At 31.5% G+C, this 16,398-nt stretch carries 17 protein-coding genes; 10 read left to right on the forward strand and 7 right to left on the reverse strand.

Annotation, left to right across the window (positions count from 1 at the left end; all coding sequences use genetic code 11):
* Nucleotides 1–59 precede the first annotated feature (59 nt).
* Together mnmD and H0I23_RS09825 are read right to left on the reverse strand one after the other, a co-directional pair.
* Nucleotides 60–728, reverse strand: a complete 669-nt coding sequence (mnmD, locus tag H0I23_RS09820) for a tRNA (5-methylaminomethyl-2-thiouridine)(34)-methyltransferase MnmD (RefSeq protein WP_216783072.1) — start codon at nt 726–728, stop codon at nt 60–62.
* Between the two features lies 1 nt (nt 729).
* Nucleotides 730–1,233, reverse strand: coding sequence for a DUF4920 domain-containing protein (locus tag H0I23_RS09825; RefSeq protein WP_216783074.1), 504 nt, complete (start codon nt 1,231–1,233; stop codon nt 730–732).
* Between the two features lie 106 nt (nt 1,234–1,339).
* On the opposite strand from H0I23_RS09825, the gene H0I23_RS09830 reads away from it, so the two are divergent.
* Nucleotides 1,340–2,410: a branched-chain amino acid aminotransferase gene (locus H0I23_RS09830; protein ID WP_216783076.1), complete on the forward strand. Its 1,071-nt coding sequence runs from the start codon at nt 1,340–1,342 to the stop codon at nt 2,408–2,410.
* A 36-nt stretch (nt 2,411–2,446) separates the two neighbouring features.
* Here the strand turns inward: H0I23_RS09830 and H0I23_RS09835 are convergent, their stop codons facing one another.
* On the reverse strand, nt 2,447–2,830 hold the full coding sequence (locus H0I23_RS09835) for a nucleoside triphosphate pyrophosphohydrolase family protein (RefSeq protein ID WP_216783077.1): 384 nt from the start codon (nt 2,828–2,830) through the stop codon (nt 2,447–2,449).
* A gap of 334 nt (nt 2,831–3,164) precedes the next feature.
* Between H0I23_RS09835 and H0I23_RS09840 the strand changes: the two genes are divergently transcribed.
* From H0I23_RS09840 to H0I23_RS09870, 7 genes are all read left to right on the forward strand, one after another.
* Nucleotides 3,165–3,335 (forward strand): hypothetical protein, encoded by a 171-nt coding sequence (locus tag H0I23_RS09840; RefSeq protein ID WP_216783082.1) that lies wholly within the window; start codon nt 3,165–3,167, stop codon nt 3,333–3,335.
* A 17-nt stretch (nt 3,336–3,352) separates the two neighbouring features.
* Entirely contained in the window at nt 3,353–3,724 is a 372-nt protein-coding gene (gene crcB / locus H0I23_RS09845) for a fluoride efflux transporter CrcB (RefSeq protein ID WP_216783083.1), read from the forward strand.
* Between the two features lie 477 nt (nt 3,725–4,201).
* Nucleotides 4,202–4,540 (forward strand): P-II family nitrogen regulator, encoded by a 339-nt coding sequence (locus H0I23_RS09850; protein ID WP_216783085.1) that lies wholly within the window; start codon nt 4,202–4,204, stop codon nt 4,538–4,540.
* A 29-nt stretch (nt 4,541–4,569) separates the two neighbouring features.
* Nucleotides 4,570–5,847 carry an ammonium transporter gene (locus H0I23_RS09855; protein ID WP_216783086.1) on the forward strand — a complete coding sequence of 426 codons (1,278 nt, stop codon included), beginning with the start codon at nt 4,570–4,572 and terminating at the stop codon, nt 5,845–5,847.
* 110 nt (nt 5,848–5,957) lie between these two features.
* Nucleotides 5,958–6,995 (forward strand): outer membrane beta-barrel protein, encoded by a 1,038-nt coding sequence (locus H0I23_RS09860; protein ID WP_216783088.1) that lies wholly within the window; start codon nt 5,958–5,960, stop codon nt 6,993–6,995.
* 246 nt (nt 6,996–7,241) lie between these two features.
* Complete coding sequence (locus H0I23_RS09865) at nt 7,242–7,580, forward strand: P-II family nitrogen regulator (RefSeq protein ID WP_216783090.1); 339 nt, start codon at nt 7,242–7,244, stop codon at nt 7,578–7,580.
* Between the two features lie 10 nt (nt 7,581–7,590).
* On the forward strand, nt 7,591–8,868 hold the full coding sequence (locus H0I23_RS09870; protein ID WP_216783091.1) for an ammonium transporter: 1,278 nt from the start codon (nt 7,591–7,593) through the stop codon (nt 8,866–8,868).
* 56 nt (nt 8,869–8,924) lie between these two features.
* Here H0I23_RS09870 and H0I23_RS09875 read toward each other — a convergent pair whose 3' ends face one another.
* Entirely contained in the window at nt 8,925–9,566 is a 642-nt protein-coding gene (locus H0I23_RS09875; RefSeq protein ID WP_216783093.1) for a DUF1684 domain-containing protein, read from the reverse strand.
* A gap of 174 nt (nt 9,567–9,740) precedes the next feature.
* Here H0I23_RS09875 and H0I23_RS09880 point away from each other — a divergent pair, with 174 nt between their 5' ends.
* Nucleotides 9,741–10,469, forward strand: a complete 729-nt coding sequence (locus tag H0I23_RS09880) for a DJ-1/PfpI family protein (protein WP_216783095.1) — start codon at nt 9,741–9,743, stop codon at nt 10,467–10,469.
* Here H0I23_RS09880 and H0I23_RS09885 read toward each other — a convergent pair.
* Together H0I23_RS09885 and H0I23_RS09890 are read right to left on the reverse strand one after the other, a co-directional pair.
* Nucleotides 10,456–11,874: an alpha/beta hydrolase gene (locus H0I23_RS09885; protein ID WP_216783096.1), complete on the reverse strand. Its 1,419-nt coding sequence runs from the start codon at nt 11,872–11,874 to the stop codon at nt 10,456–10,458. The genes H0I23_RS09880 and H0I23_RS09885 overlap by 14 nt on opposite strands.
* An 82-nt stretch (nt 11,875–11,956) precedes the next feature.
* Nucleotides 11,957–12,409, reverse strand: a complete 453-nt coding sequence (locus H0I23_RS09890) for an Lrp/AsnC family transcriptional regulator (protein ID WP_216783097.1) — start codon at nt 12,407–12,409, stop codon at nt 11,957–11,959.
* A 111-nt stretch (nt 12,410–12,520) separates the two neighbouring features.
* Between H0I23_RS09890 and H0I23_RS09895 the strand changes: the two genes are divergently transcribed.
* Nucleotides 12,521–12,907 carry a hypothetical protein gene (locus tag H0I23_RS09895; protein ID WP_216783099.1) on the forward strand — a complete coding sequence of 129 codons (387 nt, stop codon included), beginning with the start codon at nt 12,521–12,523 and terminating at the stop codon, nt 12,905–12,907.
* Nucleotides 12,908–12,922: 15 nt separating this feature from the next.
* Here the strand turns inward: H0I23_RS09895 and H0I23_RS09900 are convergent, their stop codons facing one another.
* Nucleotides 12,923–16,378: a methylmalonyl-CoA mutase family protein gene (locus tag H0I23_RS09900; RefSeq protein ID WP_216783100.1), complete on the reverse strand. Its 3,456-nt coding sequence runs from the start codon at nt 16,376–16,378 to the stop codon at nt 12,923–12,925.
* Nucleotides 16,379–16,398: the final 20 nt, after the last annotated feature.

The raw sequence follows: 16,398 nt of genomic DNA on the forward strand, positions 1-16,398 counted from the left end.
GATTTACAATAACATTACTTTACCCTTAAAGGCACACAAAAAAAAGTTATTACAATAACTTATATCGTTATTTTTCTTGCTCTAAGCATTTCTCTTTTGCCCGGCGGGCCATCTAAACGTTCTACGGTAAATCCTACAGCAAGCATTGCTCTTCGCACGCTACCTTTTGCTGCATAAGTAACTAACACACCATTTTCCTGTAAAGCTTCGAACATGATTTTAAAAATTGACTCTGTCCATAATTCAGGCTGAACTCTTGCTCCAAACGCATCAAAATAAATAAGGTTATAAGTATCCTTATCATTTATCTCCATAAAGTCTTTTTGCTGCTTTGTTAATTGAAAATCATCTGAAATAAAAGAAGAGGTTTCCCATTCAGACTTGTGCATTACATTAAATTGATTCTCGTATGGCTCAGCTTTTAATTGTTCTATATAATTAAGCTGGCTAATTTCGTCTGAACTAACAGGATAAGCCTCTACACCTGTATAATCAATATTTAGATTAAATTTTTCTGCCTCAATTTTAGTTATGATAGCATTAAGACCTGTACCGAAACCTATTTCCAAAATTTTTACCATCTGATTTTCAAAAAGAGATAATCCATTTTTTATAAAAACGTGATATGCTTCTTGAATCGCTCCATGTATAGAATGATATTGCTCATCCCATTCTACAATTTGTATTGTAGTAGAGCCGTCTGATGTTTTTATTATTTTTCTTTCCAAATTATTGTTTTAATAATACACCATCAGCTTCAAACCTAAATGTTTTTTTAGGTGTCACTATTAAAGCTATTGCTTCATCTGATTCTCCTCCATCTTTAGCATAATGTCTTTGCTCTTGAACAGACATCTCTTCAATAAAAGCTTTCCCATTTACTACAACTTGCTCACCAGCGATACCTTTGGGCATAAAAAAACTATAATCTTTAAATTTAACCATAGCCTCACTTCCACCATCTAATTTAAGTTTCATCCAACAACCTTTTGCTTGGCAAACCTCACTTACTACTGCTGAAAATTTTGTCTCAATAGTGTCTTTTGCAGATAAATTTTCATATTTTTTAGTTATCACCTCGCTTTTAAAAGCATCTTTCACATTAAAAGATGCACCAAAAGAAGCATAATTTACCTTTTCAACAGGATTTAAACCTTCTTCCTTCTGTTTATCCTGCTCTTTGCAAGAGAAAATCAATAAAGTAAACACAACTAATATGTTAATTCTTTTCATTTATATCAAGTTTTGAGCGATAGTTACAAAGTTGGTTATTTTTAAAGAAAAAAAGAAGCTGTAATTATTATATTTCATTAATTTTATTCCTTTAAATAAAAAACAAATGGAAAGTAGCACTAAAAGCCAAATTACGGTAGAAAAGAGTAAGACTTCAAAAATTGATCAAGTAGATTTTGATAATTTAGCATTCGGGAGTGTCTTCTCTGACCACATGTTAGTTTGTGATTACAAAAATGGAGCTTGGGAAACACCTAAAGTTGTTCCTTACGGCCCATTAACTCTTGACCCATCATCTAAAATATTTCATTACGGACAATCTATTTTCGAAGGAATGAAAGCTTATAAAGATACAGAGGAAAAAGTCTGGCTTTTTAGACCTTTAGACAACCATAAAAGGTTAAACATTTCTGCTAAAAGAATGGCTATTCCTGAAATTCCTGAAAACTTTTTCATGGAAGGTCTTAAAACACTTTTAAAAGTTGACGAAAATTGGATTCCTACTAAAGATGGTAGCTCTTTATATATAAGACCATTTATATTTGCTTCTGGCCAAGGTTTTCATGCTTCGCCTGCAAATGAATATAAATTTATGATTTGCCTTGCTCCATCTGGATCTTATTTTTCTGGAAAAGTAAAGGTATTAATCGAAGAAACATATTCTCGCTCTGCAAATGGCGGTGTAGGTTTTGCTAAAGCTGGAGGCAACTACGCAGGTCAGTTTTACCCTACACAACTTGCTGTTGAAAAAGGGTATAACCAAGTTATTTGGACAGACGACAACACGCATGAATATATTGAAGAAGCTGGCGCAATGAATATTTTTGTTCGTATTAATGATACCTTAATCACTGGACCTACTAGTGATAGAATTTTAGATGGTATCACAAGAAAAAGTATTATTCAAATTGCAGAAGACGAAAACATTAAAGTTGAAGTTAGAAAAATAACAGTTAAAGAAGTTGTTGAAGCTGCTAAAAACGGAAGCCTAAAGGAAATGTTCGGAGCAGGTACTGCTGCTGTAATATCTCCTATCTCTACTTTTGGTCATAAAAACACAGACTACGATTTACCTGAATTAACAGATAAAAGTTACTCTTCTACTTTAAAGAAAAGAATAACAGATATTCAATACAATAGAGCTGAAGATAAATTCGGATGGCGCCATGAAGCGTAAGTAAAAAAGAAAAACCGCCAATTGGCGGTTTTTCTTTTATTTTAAAATATCTTTAATATTAGGCTTAAAGTAATTTGGACCTTTTAACACCTTACCATCTTCTCTATATATAGGCTTACCATCCTTACCCAACTTACTCATATTACTACGCTGAATTTCATTAAAAACTTCTTCTATTTTATGCTCCATACCATGCTCCAAGATGGTACCACATAATATATACAACATATCACCTAAGGCATCTGCAACCTCAACTAAATCGTTGTTTTCAGCAGCTTCTAAATACTCTTTATTTTCTTCATCCATTAAATTAAAACGAAGCATATTTTTATCTTTACCTAAGGTTGCTTTCATTTTATCAGAAAGTCCTATCCCGAATGTTTCATGAAAAAGTGCTACAGCGTCAAGTTTATTTTTCATCTATATATTATTAGGTTATTTTTGCATAAAAATATAAAATATGTTCAGTACAGGACAATTAATATTCGCTGCTATTTTTTTCGTTGCTTTTAGCATAATTATCTTCTTTACTTATAAAAAAGACAAAAACCTACATCTTAAAAACTACAAAGGTGTTAAATGGATTGGTATATTCTTTGCTATTTTCATAATCACACTATTTTTAATTAAGTATTTACTCAATAATTAACATTTTACTTACGTTCACCACAAAAATCAAACACTTCACAACAATTTTAACTTTTTTGTAAGAAAACACGTATTTTTGCGTTGTATTACTTAAAACAACAGTTATATGGTAACTTTCTTTAGTATTTTATTTATTTTAATAGGAATAAATGCAGCTCTTTTATTGTTTAGCGTTAACAGAAGTAGTAAAAAACAACAACGTACTATCACTAATATGTACAGTACACCTACTTATCCGTTAAATAGTATTGAACCAAAGTATCAAAAAGCAGTTTAGTTTTATACTTTTAGGGTATGAAACAAATTGCGCTCATATTTATAGGTGGAGGTTTTGGATCTGTTTTACGTTTTTTAATCAGCAAAACATTTAACAATACAATATCTAATTTTTATTTAGGAACTTTCTTTGTAAATTCAATCGGGTGTCTACTAATCGGTTTCCTTCTTGGCCTTTCTCTTAAAAACAACTTTTTAAATCAAAACCAAACTTTATTATTAGTCACTGGTTTTTGCGGAGGCTTTACTACATTTTCAACTTTTGCTTTCGAAAACTACTCTTTCTTAAAAACAGAAGACATTTTTTACTTTTCAATATATACTATTTCAAGTATAGTAATAGGTATTGCTGCAGTATCTTTTGGTGTCTGGATTACTAAATTTATTTAACTAGTAAAAAAAATTAGCTCGTATTTATATCGCTAAGCAAATCATTTATTAAAAATAATTACTTCCACAAAGTACTTCTAGTAATAACATTCCTTAATTACAACCTCATTATATATTATACAATATATAGTAATACTATTACTTAATTTTTTTAAACTCAATTACAATTCCCCTCTTTGTTATAAATAACACAGAGCACTACCCTTTTTTTAAATTTTAAAGTATTAACACCATTTATTGTTAGTTTTTAAACAATTCTTAAAAAAACTACTAAGAAAATTGAATTAAGCCACTTTTTGAAGCAAAAACACAAGTGAATTCAAATAAATAAATATTTAAATTGAATTATTTTGATCATACCCATAAAATTTGAGGGTATAAATTATTATATATGTAAAAATAAAACTGATACCCATCAAATTTAAGGGGTGTTAAAGTTTTTAACATACATTTGCCTCAACAACAAACAATTCAATTATGAAAAAAATCGAGGCAATTATTCGAAAATCAAAATTTGATGAAGTAAAGAAAGCACTCCATCAAATTGAAGTAAACTTTTTTAGTTACTGGGACGTAACAGGAGTTGGAAACGAAAAGCAAGGACATGTTTATCGCGGAATTTCATATAGTACTTCAGATATTCAAAGACGTTATTTGACAATTGTAGTTTCTGATGAGTTTTTAGAAAAAACACTTAATACAATTTTAGAAACAGCTAGCACAGGAAATGTGGGCGACGGAAAAATATTTGTTTCAGATGTAAATGAAGCATATAGAATAAGAACCAAAGAAAATGGTCAAGCCGGAATTAACTAAAAATATTAAGACTTTTAAAAACTATCATTATGACAGAAGTACAACAAGAAGCATTAGATAAAGCTGTTGAAACAATCAACGGTGACATGGGTGCATTATGGATTATAATTGCTGCTATTTTAGTGTTTTTCATGCAAGCAGGATTTACATTAGTAGAAATAGGTTTTACACGCAGTAAAAATGCTGGTAACATTATTATGAAAAACATTATGGACCTTTGTATTGGTTCTATTATGTTTTGGGCTGTAGGTTACGGTATTATGTACGGTAGCGATGCTATATTAGGTGGCTTTTTTAGATCTAGCCCAACAGAACAAGGATATTTCTTTTTTACAGCAACAGATTGGTACAACTTATTTTTCCAAACTGTATTCTGTGCTACTGCCGCAACTATAGTATCTGGTGCAATAGCCGAAAGAACAAAATTTTCAACATATTTAATATTCTCTGCAATTTTAACTACTATCATTTACCCAATTTCAGGTAGCTGGTACTGGCCATTTGATGATGATGCTTGGTTAAATGTTGCTGGTTTTGTTGATTTTGCAGGTTCTTCTGTAGTACATGCTGTAGGTGGTTCTGCCGCTTTAGTTGCAGCTATATTAGTTGGTCCTCGTATCGGTAAATATAAAGATGGAAAAGCAAATGCAATACCAGGTCACAATATGACATACGGTGCATTAGGTGTATTAATACTTTGGTTAGGCTGGTTTGGTTTTAACGGAGGTTCTCAATTAGCTTGGGGTGGTGATAATACAGTTGCCGTAGGTAGTGTAATTATAAACACAAACCTTGCTGCTGCTATCGGAGCAATTGCTGCATTAGTTTTAACTTGGATTAGATACGGAAAACCAGATATTTCAATGACATTAAATGGTGCTTTAGCTGGTTTAGTTGGTATTACTGCTGGTTGTGGTGCTGTAAATGCATGGGGAGCTTTAGCTATCGGATTAATCTGTGGTACATTAGTTGTCTTCTCAATTGAATTTATCGACAAAAAATTAAAAATTGATGATCCAGTAGGTGCAATATCTGTACACGGTGTATGTGGTTTTATAGGTACTGTATTGGTAGGTGTTTTTGCTTTAGACGGAGGTTTAGCTTTCGGAGGTGGCATTGACTTAATAATAGTACAAACTTACGGTTCATTAGCATACATATTATGGGCTGCTTTTGCTTCATTCATCGTATTATTTATCTTAAAGAAAACTATTGGATTAAGAGTTACTAAAGACGAAGAAATGGATGGTTTAGATATTCATGAGCATGACTCTAGTGCATACCCTGAGTTTACAATAAACGATTAAGAAATTTATTAAACATAAAACGGAGTGTTTTACAAAACGCTCCGTCTATCAATCAATTAAATAACATTTTCAACATCCTTATATAAAAAGGACTTATTAAATTATTAATTATGAAGACGATTAAAAAAACAAACTACGTAAAGAATATCTTTTTAGCAGCATCATTGTTTGTAGGCGCTACATTAGTAGCTCAAGAAGAAGCTGAAGAAAAAAAACCACTTAGTATTAGTGGTACTGTTGATGCTTACTATAGAACAAATTTAAGTTCAACTGATGTTGGATCACAAGCTCCAGGTAGTTCGTTTGCAAACGAATCTGGTTTTGCTTTAGGTATGGCAAATGTTATTGCATCTTACGAAGGTGAAAAAACTGGTGCTGTTGCTGATTTAGCATTCGGACCAAGAGCTTTAGATGCTGTAGGTGGTGATCAAGGAGTATTCGTTAACCAATTATATGCTTACTGGAATGTTAGCGAAGGAACGACTTTAACACTTGGTCGTTTTAATACATATTTAGGGTACGAGGTTATTTCACCTGCTGCTAACTTTAACTACAGTACTTCTTACTTATTTTCTAGTGGTCCATTCTCACATGTTGGTTTAAAAGCTGATTTTGCTTTATCTGATGATTTTAGCTTAATGTTAGCTGTTATGAATGTTACTGATGAAAACTTTAACGGTACTAGTACTAATTCTATTCCTGGAGCATATTCTTTAGGAGCTCAGTTAGGATATTCTGGTCAATTTTTAAACTTCTACTATGATGGTAAAGCTAAATTAGGCTTCGAAGTAGATTATACTGGTGGATTTGATCTTTCTGAAGATTTCTTCTTAGGTATTAACGCTGCTTATGCTGATAATGATGGTGCTGGATTTGCAGGAGCTGCATTATACCCACAATTAGCTACTTCTGAAAGCTTTACTATTGGGTTAAGAGGTGAATATTTTTCAACTTTTGATGGTGTAGATGGTACTGATGACCCTAGTGTTTTTGCTGCGACATTAACAGGTAGCTACACTATTGAAAATTTAACTATAAAGCCTGAATTACGTTTAGATAGTAATTCTGAAGAAATATATTTTAATAATGATTTAGAAGGAACTAAAAGTTTATCATCTTTCTTAATTGCTGCTATATACTCTTTCTAATAAAATTTTTGTTTAGTGTTTATATAAGGAGGCTGTTCTTAAGGAACAGCCTCCTTTGTTTGTATACTCAAATCTCACAAATTATTTATTACACGTAAATTTCATAACAACTCAACTAATAAAATTTGAATTTTAAATAACTCATTTTCAGATAATTAAACACAAGTCCTTTTATAGACTTATAATATTGAAAAAGAGTTAATATTATTTTTGTTCTATTTTTACAGATAATTAAACCAATCTATTATGAAAAAAATCGAGGCAATCATCAGAAAGTCTAAATTTGATGAAGTGAAAAAAGCGCTTCATAAAATTGATGTTAACTTCTTTAGTTACTGGGATGTAACTGGTGTTGGAAACGAAAAACAAGGACATGTATATCGTGGAATAACATACAGTACTTCTGACATTCAAAGAAGATACTTAACAATTGTAGTTTCTGATGAGTTTTTAGAAAAAACAATAAATACGATATTAGAAGCCGCTAGTACTGGTAATGTAGGTGATGGAAAAATATTTGTTTCAGAAGTTATTGAAGCTTATAGAATAAGAACCAAAGAAAGCGGACAAGCTGGAATAAACTAAGAATTAAATTATGACTGACGGATTATTTACAGCGAATAACATATGGATGATGATATGTACAGCTCTTGTATTTTTCATGCATTTAGGATTTTCTTTTTTAGAAATTGGACTTACTAGACAAAAAAATACAATTAACATATTATTCAAAAACCTTTTTATTATTTGTGTTGGACTTTTACTTTATTACATAGCTGGGTTTAACCTAATGTACCCAGGCGAAGGCTTTAATGGCTATTTAGGTTTTGGAGGTTTTGGACTTACTCCTCCTGAAAATGGAATGACTGCTGAATATGCAGCGTCAGGTGGATATACCTATTGGACAGATTTTCTTTTTCAAGGTATGTTTGCCGCAACAGCTGCAACAATAGTTTCTGGAGCAGTTGCTGAACGTGTTAAAATTGGTGGTTTCATGATTTTTACAGTAATATACCTTGCTTTAGTTTACCCAATTGTAGGTTCATGGCAATGGGGTGGCGGTTTTCTATCTACCCTAGGTGATACTGTTAATGAAGCAGGCGAAGTTATTGAAAAAGCAGGTTTTCACGATTTTGCTGGCTCTACTTTAGTCCACTCTGTTGGTGGCTGGGCTGCTTTGATTGCCGTAATTTTACTAGGGCCTAGAGTTGGTAAGTTTGATGAAGATGGAGGATCGCAAGCTATACCTGGACATAATATTCCAATTGCAACTGCAGGTGTATTAATACTTTGGTTAGGTTGGTTTGGCTTTAATGGAGGTTCAGTGTTATCTGCTGATCCAGCAGGAACCTCACTTGTTTTAGTGACTACATCATTAGCTGCTGCTGCTGGCGGAATTTCTGCTTTTATTTTTTCATTTGCTCTTTATAAAAACCTTGATTTAACAATGTTTTTAAATGGCATACTAGGCGGCCTTGTTGGTATAACTGCTGGAGCAGATTTAATGTCTCCGAATGAAGCAATAGTAATTGGTTTAATCGCAGGTATTATAATTGTTTGTGCCGTTGCTTTTATTGACAAAATAAAATTAGATGATCCTGTAGGTGCTATAGCCGTTCACCTTATCTGTGGTATATGGGGCACATTAGCTGTTGGCTTTTTTGGAGCAAAAGCAGGCGGAGCTCAAATAATGTATCAATTAGCAGGTATATTTATAATAGGTGGTTTTTGCTGTCTGACTTCTTTTATTATTTTATTTATTCTTAAGAAAACTGTAGGTATTAGAGTATCGAAAGAAGAAGAAATGGAAGGTTTAGACCTTCATGAACATGGAATGGATGCATACCCTGATTTTAGAATGAATCAGCATTAATGATATAATATTGAATAGTACACAAAAAGGTCTGACTAAAATCAGGCCTTTTTTTATTACTTTTTAAATGATTTAACTCCTGCTAAAACAGAGAGCTCTAACGTATTTACTGTTGGCACTATAGGACAAGAATATTTTTTATTATACGCACAATAAGGATTATAAGCTTTATTAAAATCGATTGAAATCGTATCTGAATTTGGAATTCTTAAATCAATATACCTACCACCAGTATAGGTATCTTTACCATTTGTTGCATCTAAAAAAGGTAAAAATAAATAATCTTTAAAGCCATCTCTAGCTGTTAACTCGGGGTTTTGATAAACCTCTAACTGATATTCTTTTCCTTTTAATTTAAAATAAGCAATACCATAAACCACTTCGGTTGATTTACGATCTGTAGTTGTTGGCATTAAAAAAGGTAATGCTTCTGGTGTACGCACAAATTTAGCGGTTACGATAAATGTTGTGTCTGGCATAAAAAAATCTAATCCTGTAAAATCTTTTCGATCTTTATTATATAATGGAGAGGTTTTAGGGTCTTTATATTCTTCATTTAACTCTTTTTGAAACTCTAAAACACTAGCAACACCACTAGGTAAGTCTTGTATAACACTATTATCAGACAAGTCATGATATTTTTTTTCTTGTTTACAACCTGTAATTAAAACAAAAAGAGCAATCAAAACAAATTTCATATCCAACAATTTAATTATCTATAAAAATACAACAATATTGATTTTATTTCAACATAACTTTAAATTCAAACATTGACATTAATCACATTATTAAAACTACTTTTAACATCAAATTTACTTTTGTTTACTTTATAAAATCTATTGTTTGTAATTTTGATTTAATTAATAAAAGCCATGAAGCCGTATTTACCTTATTTACTATTGTTAGTATTAATGATAAACTCATGTAGTGACAAAAATGCTAGTAATAATAAGGCTACTGCAGAAAAAATCATAAAACCAGATCGTTACAATGTGGCTTTTCTTATTATGGATGGCACTTACAATACTGAGTTAACAGCTCCATTTGATATTTTTCAACACACTCAGTATCGTAAAAACATAAAAGCAATGAATGTTTTTACGGTAGCTAATACATTAAGGCCTATTACTACTTTTGAAGGCATTAAAATTTTACCCGATTTTGATTATACAAAAAGGAATTTGCCTAAAATTGACATTCTAGTAATTCCAAGTGCAGAACACCATATCGACACCGATTTAGAAGATGTAGTTATGCTTAGTTTCGTTAAAAAAGTAGATGAAAAAGCTTTATTTATGACAAGCCATTGTGATGGTGCTTTTGTTTTAGCTAAAACAAATTTATTAGACACTGTTGCCTCTACTACATTCCCTGGAGATTTAGATAAATATCAAAAAATGTTTCCTGACTTAAACATTAAAAGGAATTCTCTTTTTGTTCATGATGGAAAATACATAACATCAGCAGGAGGCGCAAAAAGCTTTGAAGCTGCACTCTATTTATGTGAATTTTTATATGGAAAAGAAATAGCAGACTCTTTAGCTAAAGGTTTAGTTATTGATTGGGATAAAAACAAAGTTCCTCATTTTATCGCTCCTTAAGGTCGTAACGAGAATCTTTTAAATACTGTTCTACTAAGTCATTAAACTCTGGTGTTATACGCAATAGAGCAGTATTTTCTATAGCATAAATTTCTTTTTTATTTTTAAACCCAGATTTTAAAAGCTCTTCTAAATAATATAGAGAAGTACTATAATCTTCATTTTTAGCACTGTATGATATTACACTTTTATAAGCTTCGAAATTATCTGAATCTATAATTGTTTTTAACATCCATAAAAAGGTTAATCCCTCTTCATCTTTAACTTTTTCTACATTTAAATCAGCAATATAACTATCCACCAAATAACTCAAAAAACCAATCAGCCTATTACCCATTTGTCTCTCGAAAGGGTTATTACTTGCTACATGCTTGTTAAGCTCTTGCATTTGATAATTCCACCAACCCAAATTATTAAAATTATAAGTGGATGTATCCTCATAAATTGAATAATCATAATCTTCTCGCAAAAGAGATTCACTAAATTTCATGGTCGATTGTGATCGATCCATAGTTTTATACAGCTTATCTTTTCTAATTCTTTTTTCTAATGATTTCAAAGTATCTATATCAAAAAGAGTTCTATAAACATCCTGTGTTTCTACTGATAGACTGTAAGATTGTGTAAATTTTTTTTTATTAATTAATTTATTAATTAAAGCAATATTATTTTTAAATGAAGTATTTAAAAACACAGAATCCTTTGATATATCGCCATTAGCCATAGCCCTTAATGTAAAAATATCAAGTGCTTTATCAATGTATTCAATTAATGTTGGACTTAATTTATTATCGTAAACAAAAAGTTGATTCGGATACCCCAGAAGATTCATAACCTTCTCATTAGCTTCCATTTCTAATAAATTATAATCATCAACAGATACAATACCTATATAATGAAAAGGTGATTTTGCATTTAAAACATCTGTATTAGTAATTGCCCCTCCTAAAGATATCACTCCTTTTATATTCTTTATCAAAATTGGTAATACAGAAGCAAAACGACCACTATCAGCGAAACCAGCCGTATATATTCTATTATTATCAATCGGAAGTATAGAAAGTACGTTATTCATTAACCTACTTGCTATTAAAATGTTCTCAGACAATGTAAGTGAATCTCTAACGCTATTAGAAGTAGCTATTATATAACCTTCCTTTTCTGCCGAATTGACAAACATTTGACTTGTTTTTTTTCCTTCTCCTTTTTTAACGTCGAAAAGAAAGACTATTGGCCATTTTTTATTAACATCAAAATTTGTGGGAAGGTATAAAGCAAATGTTTCTGCTATGGAGTCGTTTATTTTAACGGAGTCTATTACAGTTCCTTTTTTAAGAACCAATTGTTGTGCACTTACTATGCTAAAACATAATAATAGCACCAAGAAAAGTATATTTTTTTTCATAAAAGAATATTCCACAAAAATCTAGCCAAGATTTTATTTTTAAAGCTACAAAAAAATAAATATCAATACTTTTTAAAAGAAATTATTTTACCCTCTTTTTTATAGGTGCATCTGAAACAACTTCTGATAATATAATGTGTGTACGAGTTTCTCCATATTGAATCAACTTATCTATAAAAATTTCTAAATGAAACTGATCTCTAAAAACAACATCCATTATAATATTCTCGTTACCTGTTATCCTATAACAGTTAGATACTTCTTCAAAAGTTTTAACAGCCTCTAAAAAAGGTTTCAATTTTCCCATAAAAGCACGGAGTGTTATTATAGCCTTTAATTGATAACCGGTTTGGGTATGAGAAACGATTGCTTTGTAGCCATTTATAATACCTAAATCTTCCATTTTTTTTATACGCTCTGCTACCGCAGGAGGTGTAAGTCCCACTTTTCGACCAATATTAGCAAAAGATTCTCTAGCATTTTCCTGTAAAATTTGAAGAATACCCCAATTTAAATCATCTATCTTTTGATTCATTAGTTTTTTAGTTTAAATAAATTGTTTTACAAAGCTAAATTAATATATTACTATCTAATAATAAGCTGAAATTTTAAATCTGGTCGTAATTTTATAAAAAAATTAATACCAATGCCGTACAGAAATTTAGGAACGCTTCCTGTTTATCGTAAAGCTTTAGACCTTTGCTTAATTAGTAGAGAGATAGTTTCGTACGTAACAAATAACAAAGATTTATTACATTTATATAAATCTGACAGACACAGAGATATCATTGCAGATTCTCTTTTGACTGATGCAATTTTAATTCCTCAAAAAATAGAATTAGCAGAACGCTCTGATTCATTGAGTATTAGAACATCTACAATACACCATATTAATATAATGACCAAAAACATTTTATCATACTGTATTGGTCTTGAAAAAGATGGTTTAAAAGAAAAAGAATATTTAAATCTGCTTCGAGAAGAAATAAAGATTTTTAAAAAATCATATAAAATTTGGAAACGCTCTTTGTAAAAAGAGCGTTTTTTTTTACATATTTCTTCTATACTGACCTCCAATTTTGAAAAGCGCATTCGTAATTTGCCCTAAAGAGCTCACTTTGGTAATTTCCATAAGTTTTTCGAACAAGTTATCATTCTGCATTGCAGCATTTTGTATTTCAGATAAAGCTAATTCAGACTTTTCTTTATTAATTTCTTTTAAATTCTCTAGAGTTTCAATTTGCGCCTTTTTTTCTTCATCTGTAGCTCGAATTACTTCGGCAGGTAATACCGTTGGCGAGCCTTTTGAACTTAAAAAGGTATTTACCCCAATAATAGGAAATTCACCATTATGTTTTAATGTTTCATAATACAAACTCTCTTCTTGTATTTTTGAACGTTGATACATGGTTTCCATAGCCCCTAACACACCACCTCTTTCTGTAATCCTATCAAATTCTAATAAAACAGCTTCTTCTACCAAATCTGTCAATTCTTCAATAATAAAAGAACCTTGCAATGGATTTTCATTTTTAGCTAAACCTAATTCTTTATTTATAATCAACTGTATTGCCATTGCCCTACGTACAGAATCTTCTGTTGGTGTAGTTATAGCCTCATCATATGCATTTGTGTGTAGAGAATTACAATTATCATAAATAGCATATAAAGCTTGTAAGGTTGTTCTAATATCATTAAAATCTATTTCTTGAGCATGCAAACTGCGCCCTGAAGTTTGAATATGATATTTAAGCATTTGTGCTCTCGGACCCGCTCCGTACTTATTTTTCATAGCTTTTGCCCATATTTTACGAGCAACACGACCTATAACAGCGTATTCAGGATCAATTCCGTTAGAAAAGAAGAAAGATAAATTAGGCCCAAAAGCATTAATATCCATTCCTCTGCTTAAATAATACTCTACATAAGTAAAACCATTAGATAATGTAAATGCCAATTGGGTAATCGGGTTTGCACCAGCTTCGGCAATATGATACCCTGAAATAGAAACTGAATAAAAATTACGCACCTTATTAGTTATAAAATACTCTTGCACATCACCCATTAACCTAAGTGCAAATTCTGTAGAAAAAATACAAGTATTTTGCGCCTGATCTTCTTTCAAAATATCAGCCTGCACAGTCCCCCTAACTTCACTTAATGTTTTAATTTTTATGTCATTATAAACACCTAAAGGCAAAACTTGATCACCAGTAACACCTAACAAAAACAAACCTAAACCATTATTACCTTCTGGAAGCTCTCCTTTGTAGGTTGGTCTTTTATCTTCTTTTCCTTTATATATAGATACTATTTTGGCCTCAATTTCTTTTTCTAAGCTATGTTCTTTTATATATTTCTCACAATTTTGATCAATAGCTGCATTTAAAAAGAAGCCTAAAATCATAGGAGCAGGTCCGTTTATTGTCATACTCACTGAAGTCATCACATGAGTCAAATCAAAACCAGAATACAATTTTTTAGCATCATCTAAACAACAAACAGAAACTCCTGCATTACCTATTTTACCATAAATATCTGGTCGAATATCTGGGTTATTCCCATAAAGAGTAACCGAGTCAAAAGCAGTAGACAATCTTTTTGCTGGCAACCCTAAACTAACATAATGAAAACGCCTGTTTGTACGTTCTGGTCCACCTTCGCCCGCAAACATTCTTGTCGGGTCTTCTCCTGTTCTTTTAAATGGGTACAAACCTGCTGTATACGGAAATTCACCTGGCACATTTTCTTGTACCATCCAACGTAACAAATCTCCCCAAGCTTTATATTTTGGCAAAGCTACTTTCGGAATTTGAGTATGTGATAGCGACTCTGTATGAGTTTCAAGCCTCAACTCCTTATCTCGAACTTTAAATGTATAAATTGGATCTTTGTATGTTTTTACTTTTTCTTCCCAGTTTAAGATAGACTCCCAATGATATGGATCTAAATCTAACTTTACCCTATCAAATTCTTTTATTAATAAGGAAAGAAATTGCTGGTTTTCTTCACTAATTTCTATACCAAAAATAGCATCTTCATCTAAACCATTTTTAGATAAATAGGTCTGTTCTGATTTTTCTGGTTTTATATTTAAAATAGATAAAATAGCTTGAAAAACACCATAAAGCCTTTGAGCTACATGAACTTGCTCTACTCCATTTTTATCGTAACCTCTATTACTTTCTGCTATTTCTGATAAATATCGAGTTCTCGATGGTGGTATTACAAAAGCATGTTTTACATCATCTGTTAAAAAATTAAAATTAGATTGTAAATCTGCACCTGCATTTTCTACTAACTTTTGCATGACCACCTGATACAACTTATTTGTACCAGGGTCATTAAATTGGCTTGCCATTGTACCAAAAATTGGTAAATCGTCTTGGTTTGTATCCCAAAGATTATGATTGCGCATGTATTGCTTTTTCACATCACGCAAAGCATCCAGAGAACCTCTTTTGTCAAATTTATTTATAGATACAACATCTGCAAAATCGAGCATATCTATTTTTTCTAATTGTGTAGCTGCGCCAAATTCAGGTGTCATTACATACAACGAAACATTTGAATGCTGAATTATTTCCGTATCAGACTGGCCAATACCTGAAGTTTCTAAAATTATCAAATCAAACTCAGCCGCTTTTAAAACTTGAACGGCTTCTTCTACATATTTTGACAATGCTAAATTAGATTGCCTTGTCGCTAAAGAACGCATATAAACACGCTCATTATTTATGGCATTCATTCGTATACGATCACCTAACAAAGCACCTCCTGTTTTTCTTTTAGACGGATCAACAGATATTAAACCTATTCTTTTATTTGGAAAATCTACTAAAAAACGACGTACCAATTCGTCTACCAAACTAGATTTACCTGAGCCCCCTGTACCTGTAATCCCTAAAACAGGAATGGTTTCTGGAACATTTATTCCCGAAAAATGTTCTTTAAATTCCTCTGGTCTATTTTCAGCCAAAGAAATTAATCTTGATATTGTATTTATATCTTTAGCTTTTAATGCTTCTGTTACAGATGTAAAGTTTGCCGTTTTTAAGGATGGGACTTTAAAATCACTTTTCTCCACCAAATCATTTATCATACCCTGTAACCCCATTGCCCTACCATCATCTGGAGAATAAATACGAGCTATTCCATAATCCATCAATTCTTTTATTTCTTCAGGCAAGATTACTCCACCGCCACCACCGAAGATTTTTATATGCTCTGCCCCACGTTCTTTTAGCAAATCATACATATATCTAAAATATTCATTATGGCCACCTTGGTAAGATGTTAAAGCTATTGCATTCACATCTTCTTGAATAGCACAATCGACCATTTCTTGCACACTTCGGTCATGACCTAGATGTATCACCTCTACTCCTGTAGATTGAATAATTCTTCGCATGATATTTATGGCAGAATCATGACCATCAAAAAGAGATGCAGCGGTTACAATTCGTATTTTATTTTTTGGACTGTATGGTGTATTTTGTTTCATTGACAATAAAAGGTGTTTTT

The sequence above is a fragment of the Cellulophaga sp. HaHaR_3_176 genome, assembly GCF_019021925.1.
Lineage (GTDB): Bacteria > Bacteroidota > Bacteroidia > Flavobacteriales > Flavobacteriaceae > Cellulophaga.

Coding starts and splice junctions, on each gene's coding strand:
- crcB (WP_216783083.1), top strand. CDS start 3,353: ATGAAACAAATTGCGCTCATATTTATAGGTGGAGGTTTTGGATCTGTT.
- H0I23_RS09870 (WP_216783091.1), top strand. CDS start 7,591: ATGACTGACGGATTATTTACAGCGAATAACATATGGATGATGATATGT.
- H0I23_RS09900 (WP_216783100.1), bottom strand. CDS start 16,378: ATGAAACAAAATACACCATACAGTCCAAAAAATAAAATACGAATTGTA.
- H0I23_RS09875 (WP_216783093.1), bottom strand. CDS start 9,566: ATGAAATTTGTTTTGATTGCTCTTTTTGTTTTAATTACAGGTTGTAAA.
- H0I23_RS09895 (WP_216783099.1), top strand. CDS start 12,521: ATGCCGTACAGAAATTTAGGAACGCTTCCTGTTTATCGTAAAGCTTTA.
- H0I23_RS09885 (WP_216783096.1), bottom strand. CDS start 11,874: ATGAAAAAAAATATACTTTTCTTGGTGCTATTATTATGTTTTAGCATA.
- H0I23_RS09830 (WP_216783076.1), top strand. CDS start 1,340: ATGGAAAGTAGCACTAAAAGCCAAATTACGGTAGAAAAGAGTAAGACT.
- H0I23_RS09835 (WP_216783077.1), bottom strand. CDS start 2,830: ATGAAAAATAAACTTGACGCTGTAGCACTTTTTCATGAAACATTCGGG.
- H0I23_RS09865 (WP_216783090.1), top strand. CDS start 7,242: ATGAAAAAAATCGAGGCAATCATCAGAAAGTCTAAATTTGATGAAGTG.
- H0I23_RS09880 (WP_216783095.1), top strand. CDS start 9,741: ATGAAGCCGTATTTACCTTATTTACTATTGTTAGTATTAATGATAAAC.
- H0I23_RS09825 (WP_216783074.1), bottom strand. CDS start 1,233: ATGAAAAGAATTAACATATTAGTTGTGTTTACTTTATTGATTTTCTCT.
- H0I23_RS09890 (WP_216783097.1), bottom strand. CDS start 12,409: ATGAATCAAAAGATAGATGATTTAAATTGGGGTATTCTTCAAATTTTA.
- H0I23_RS09855 (WP_216783086.1), top strand. CDS start 4,570: ATGACAGAAGTACAACAAGAAGCATTAGATAAAGCTGTTGAAACAATC.
- H0I23_RS09850 (WP_216783085.1), top strand. CDS start 4,202: ATGAAAAAAATCGAGGCAATTATTCGAAAATCAAAATTTGATGAAGTA.
- H0I23_RS09860 (WP_216783088.1), top strand. CDS start 5,958: ATGAAGACGATTAAAAAAACAAACTACGTAAAGAATATCTTTTTAGCA.
- H0I23_RS09840 (WP_216783082.1), top strand. CDS start 3,165: ATGGTAACTTTCTTTAGTATTTTATTTATTTTAATAGGAATAAATGCA.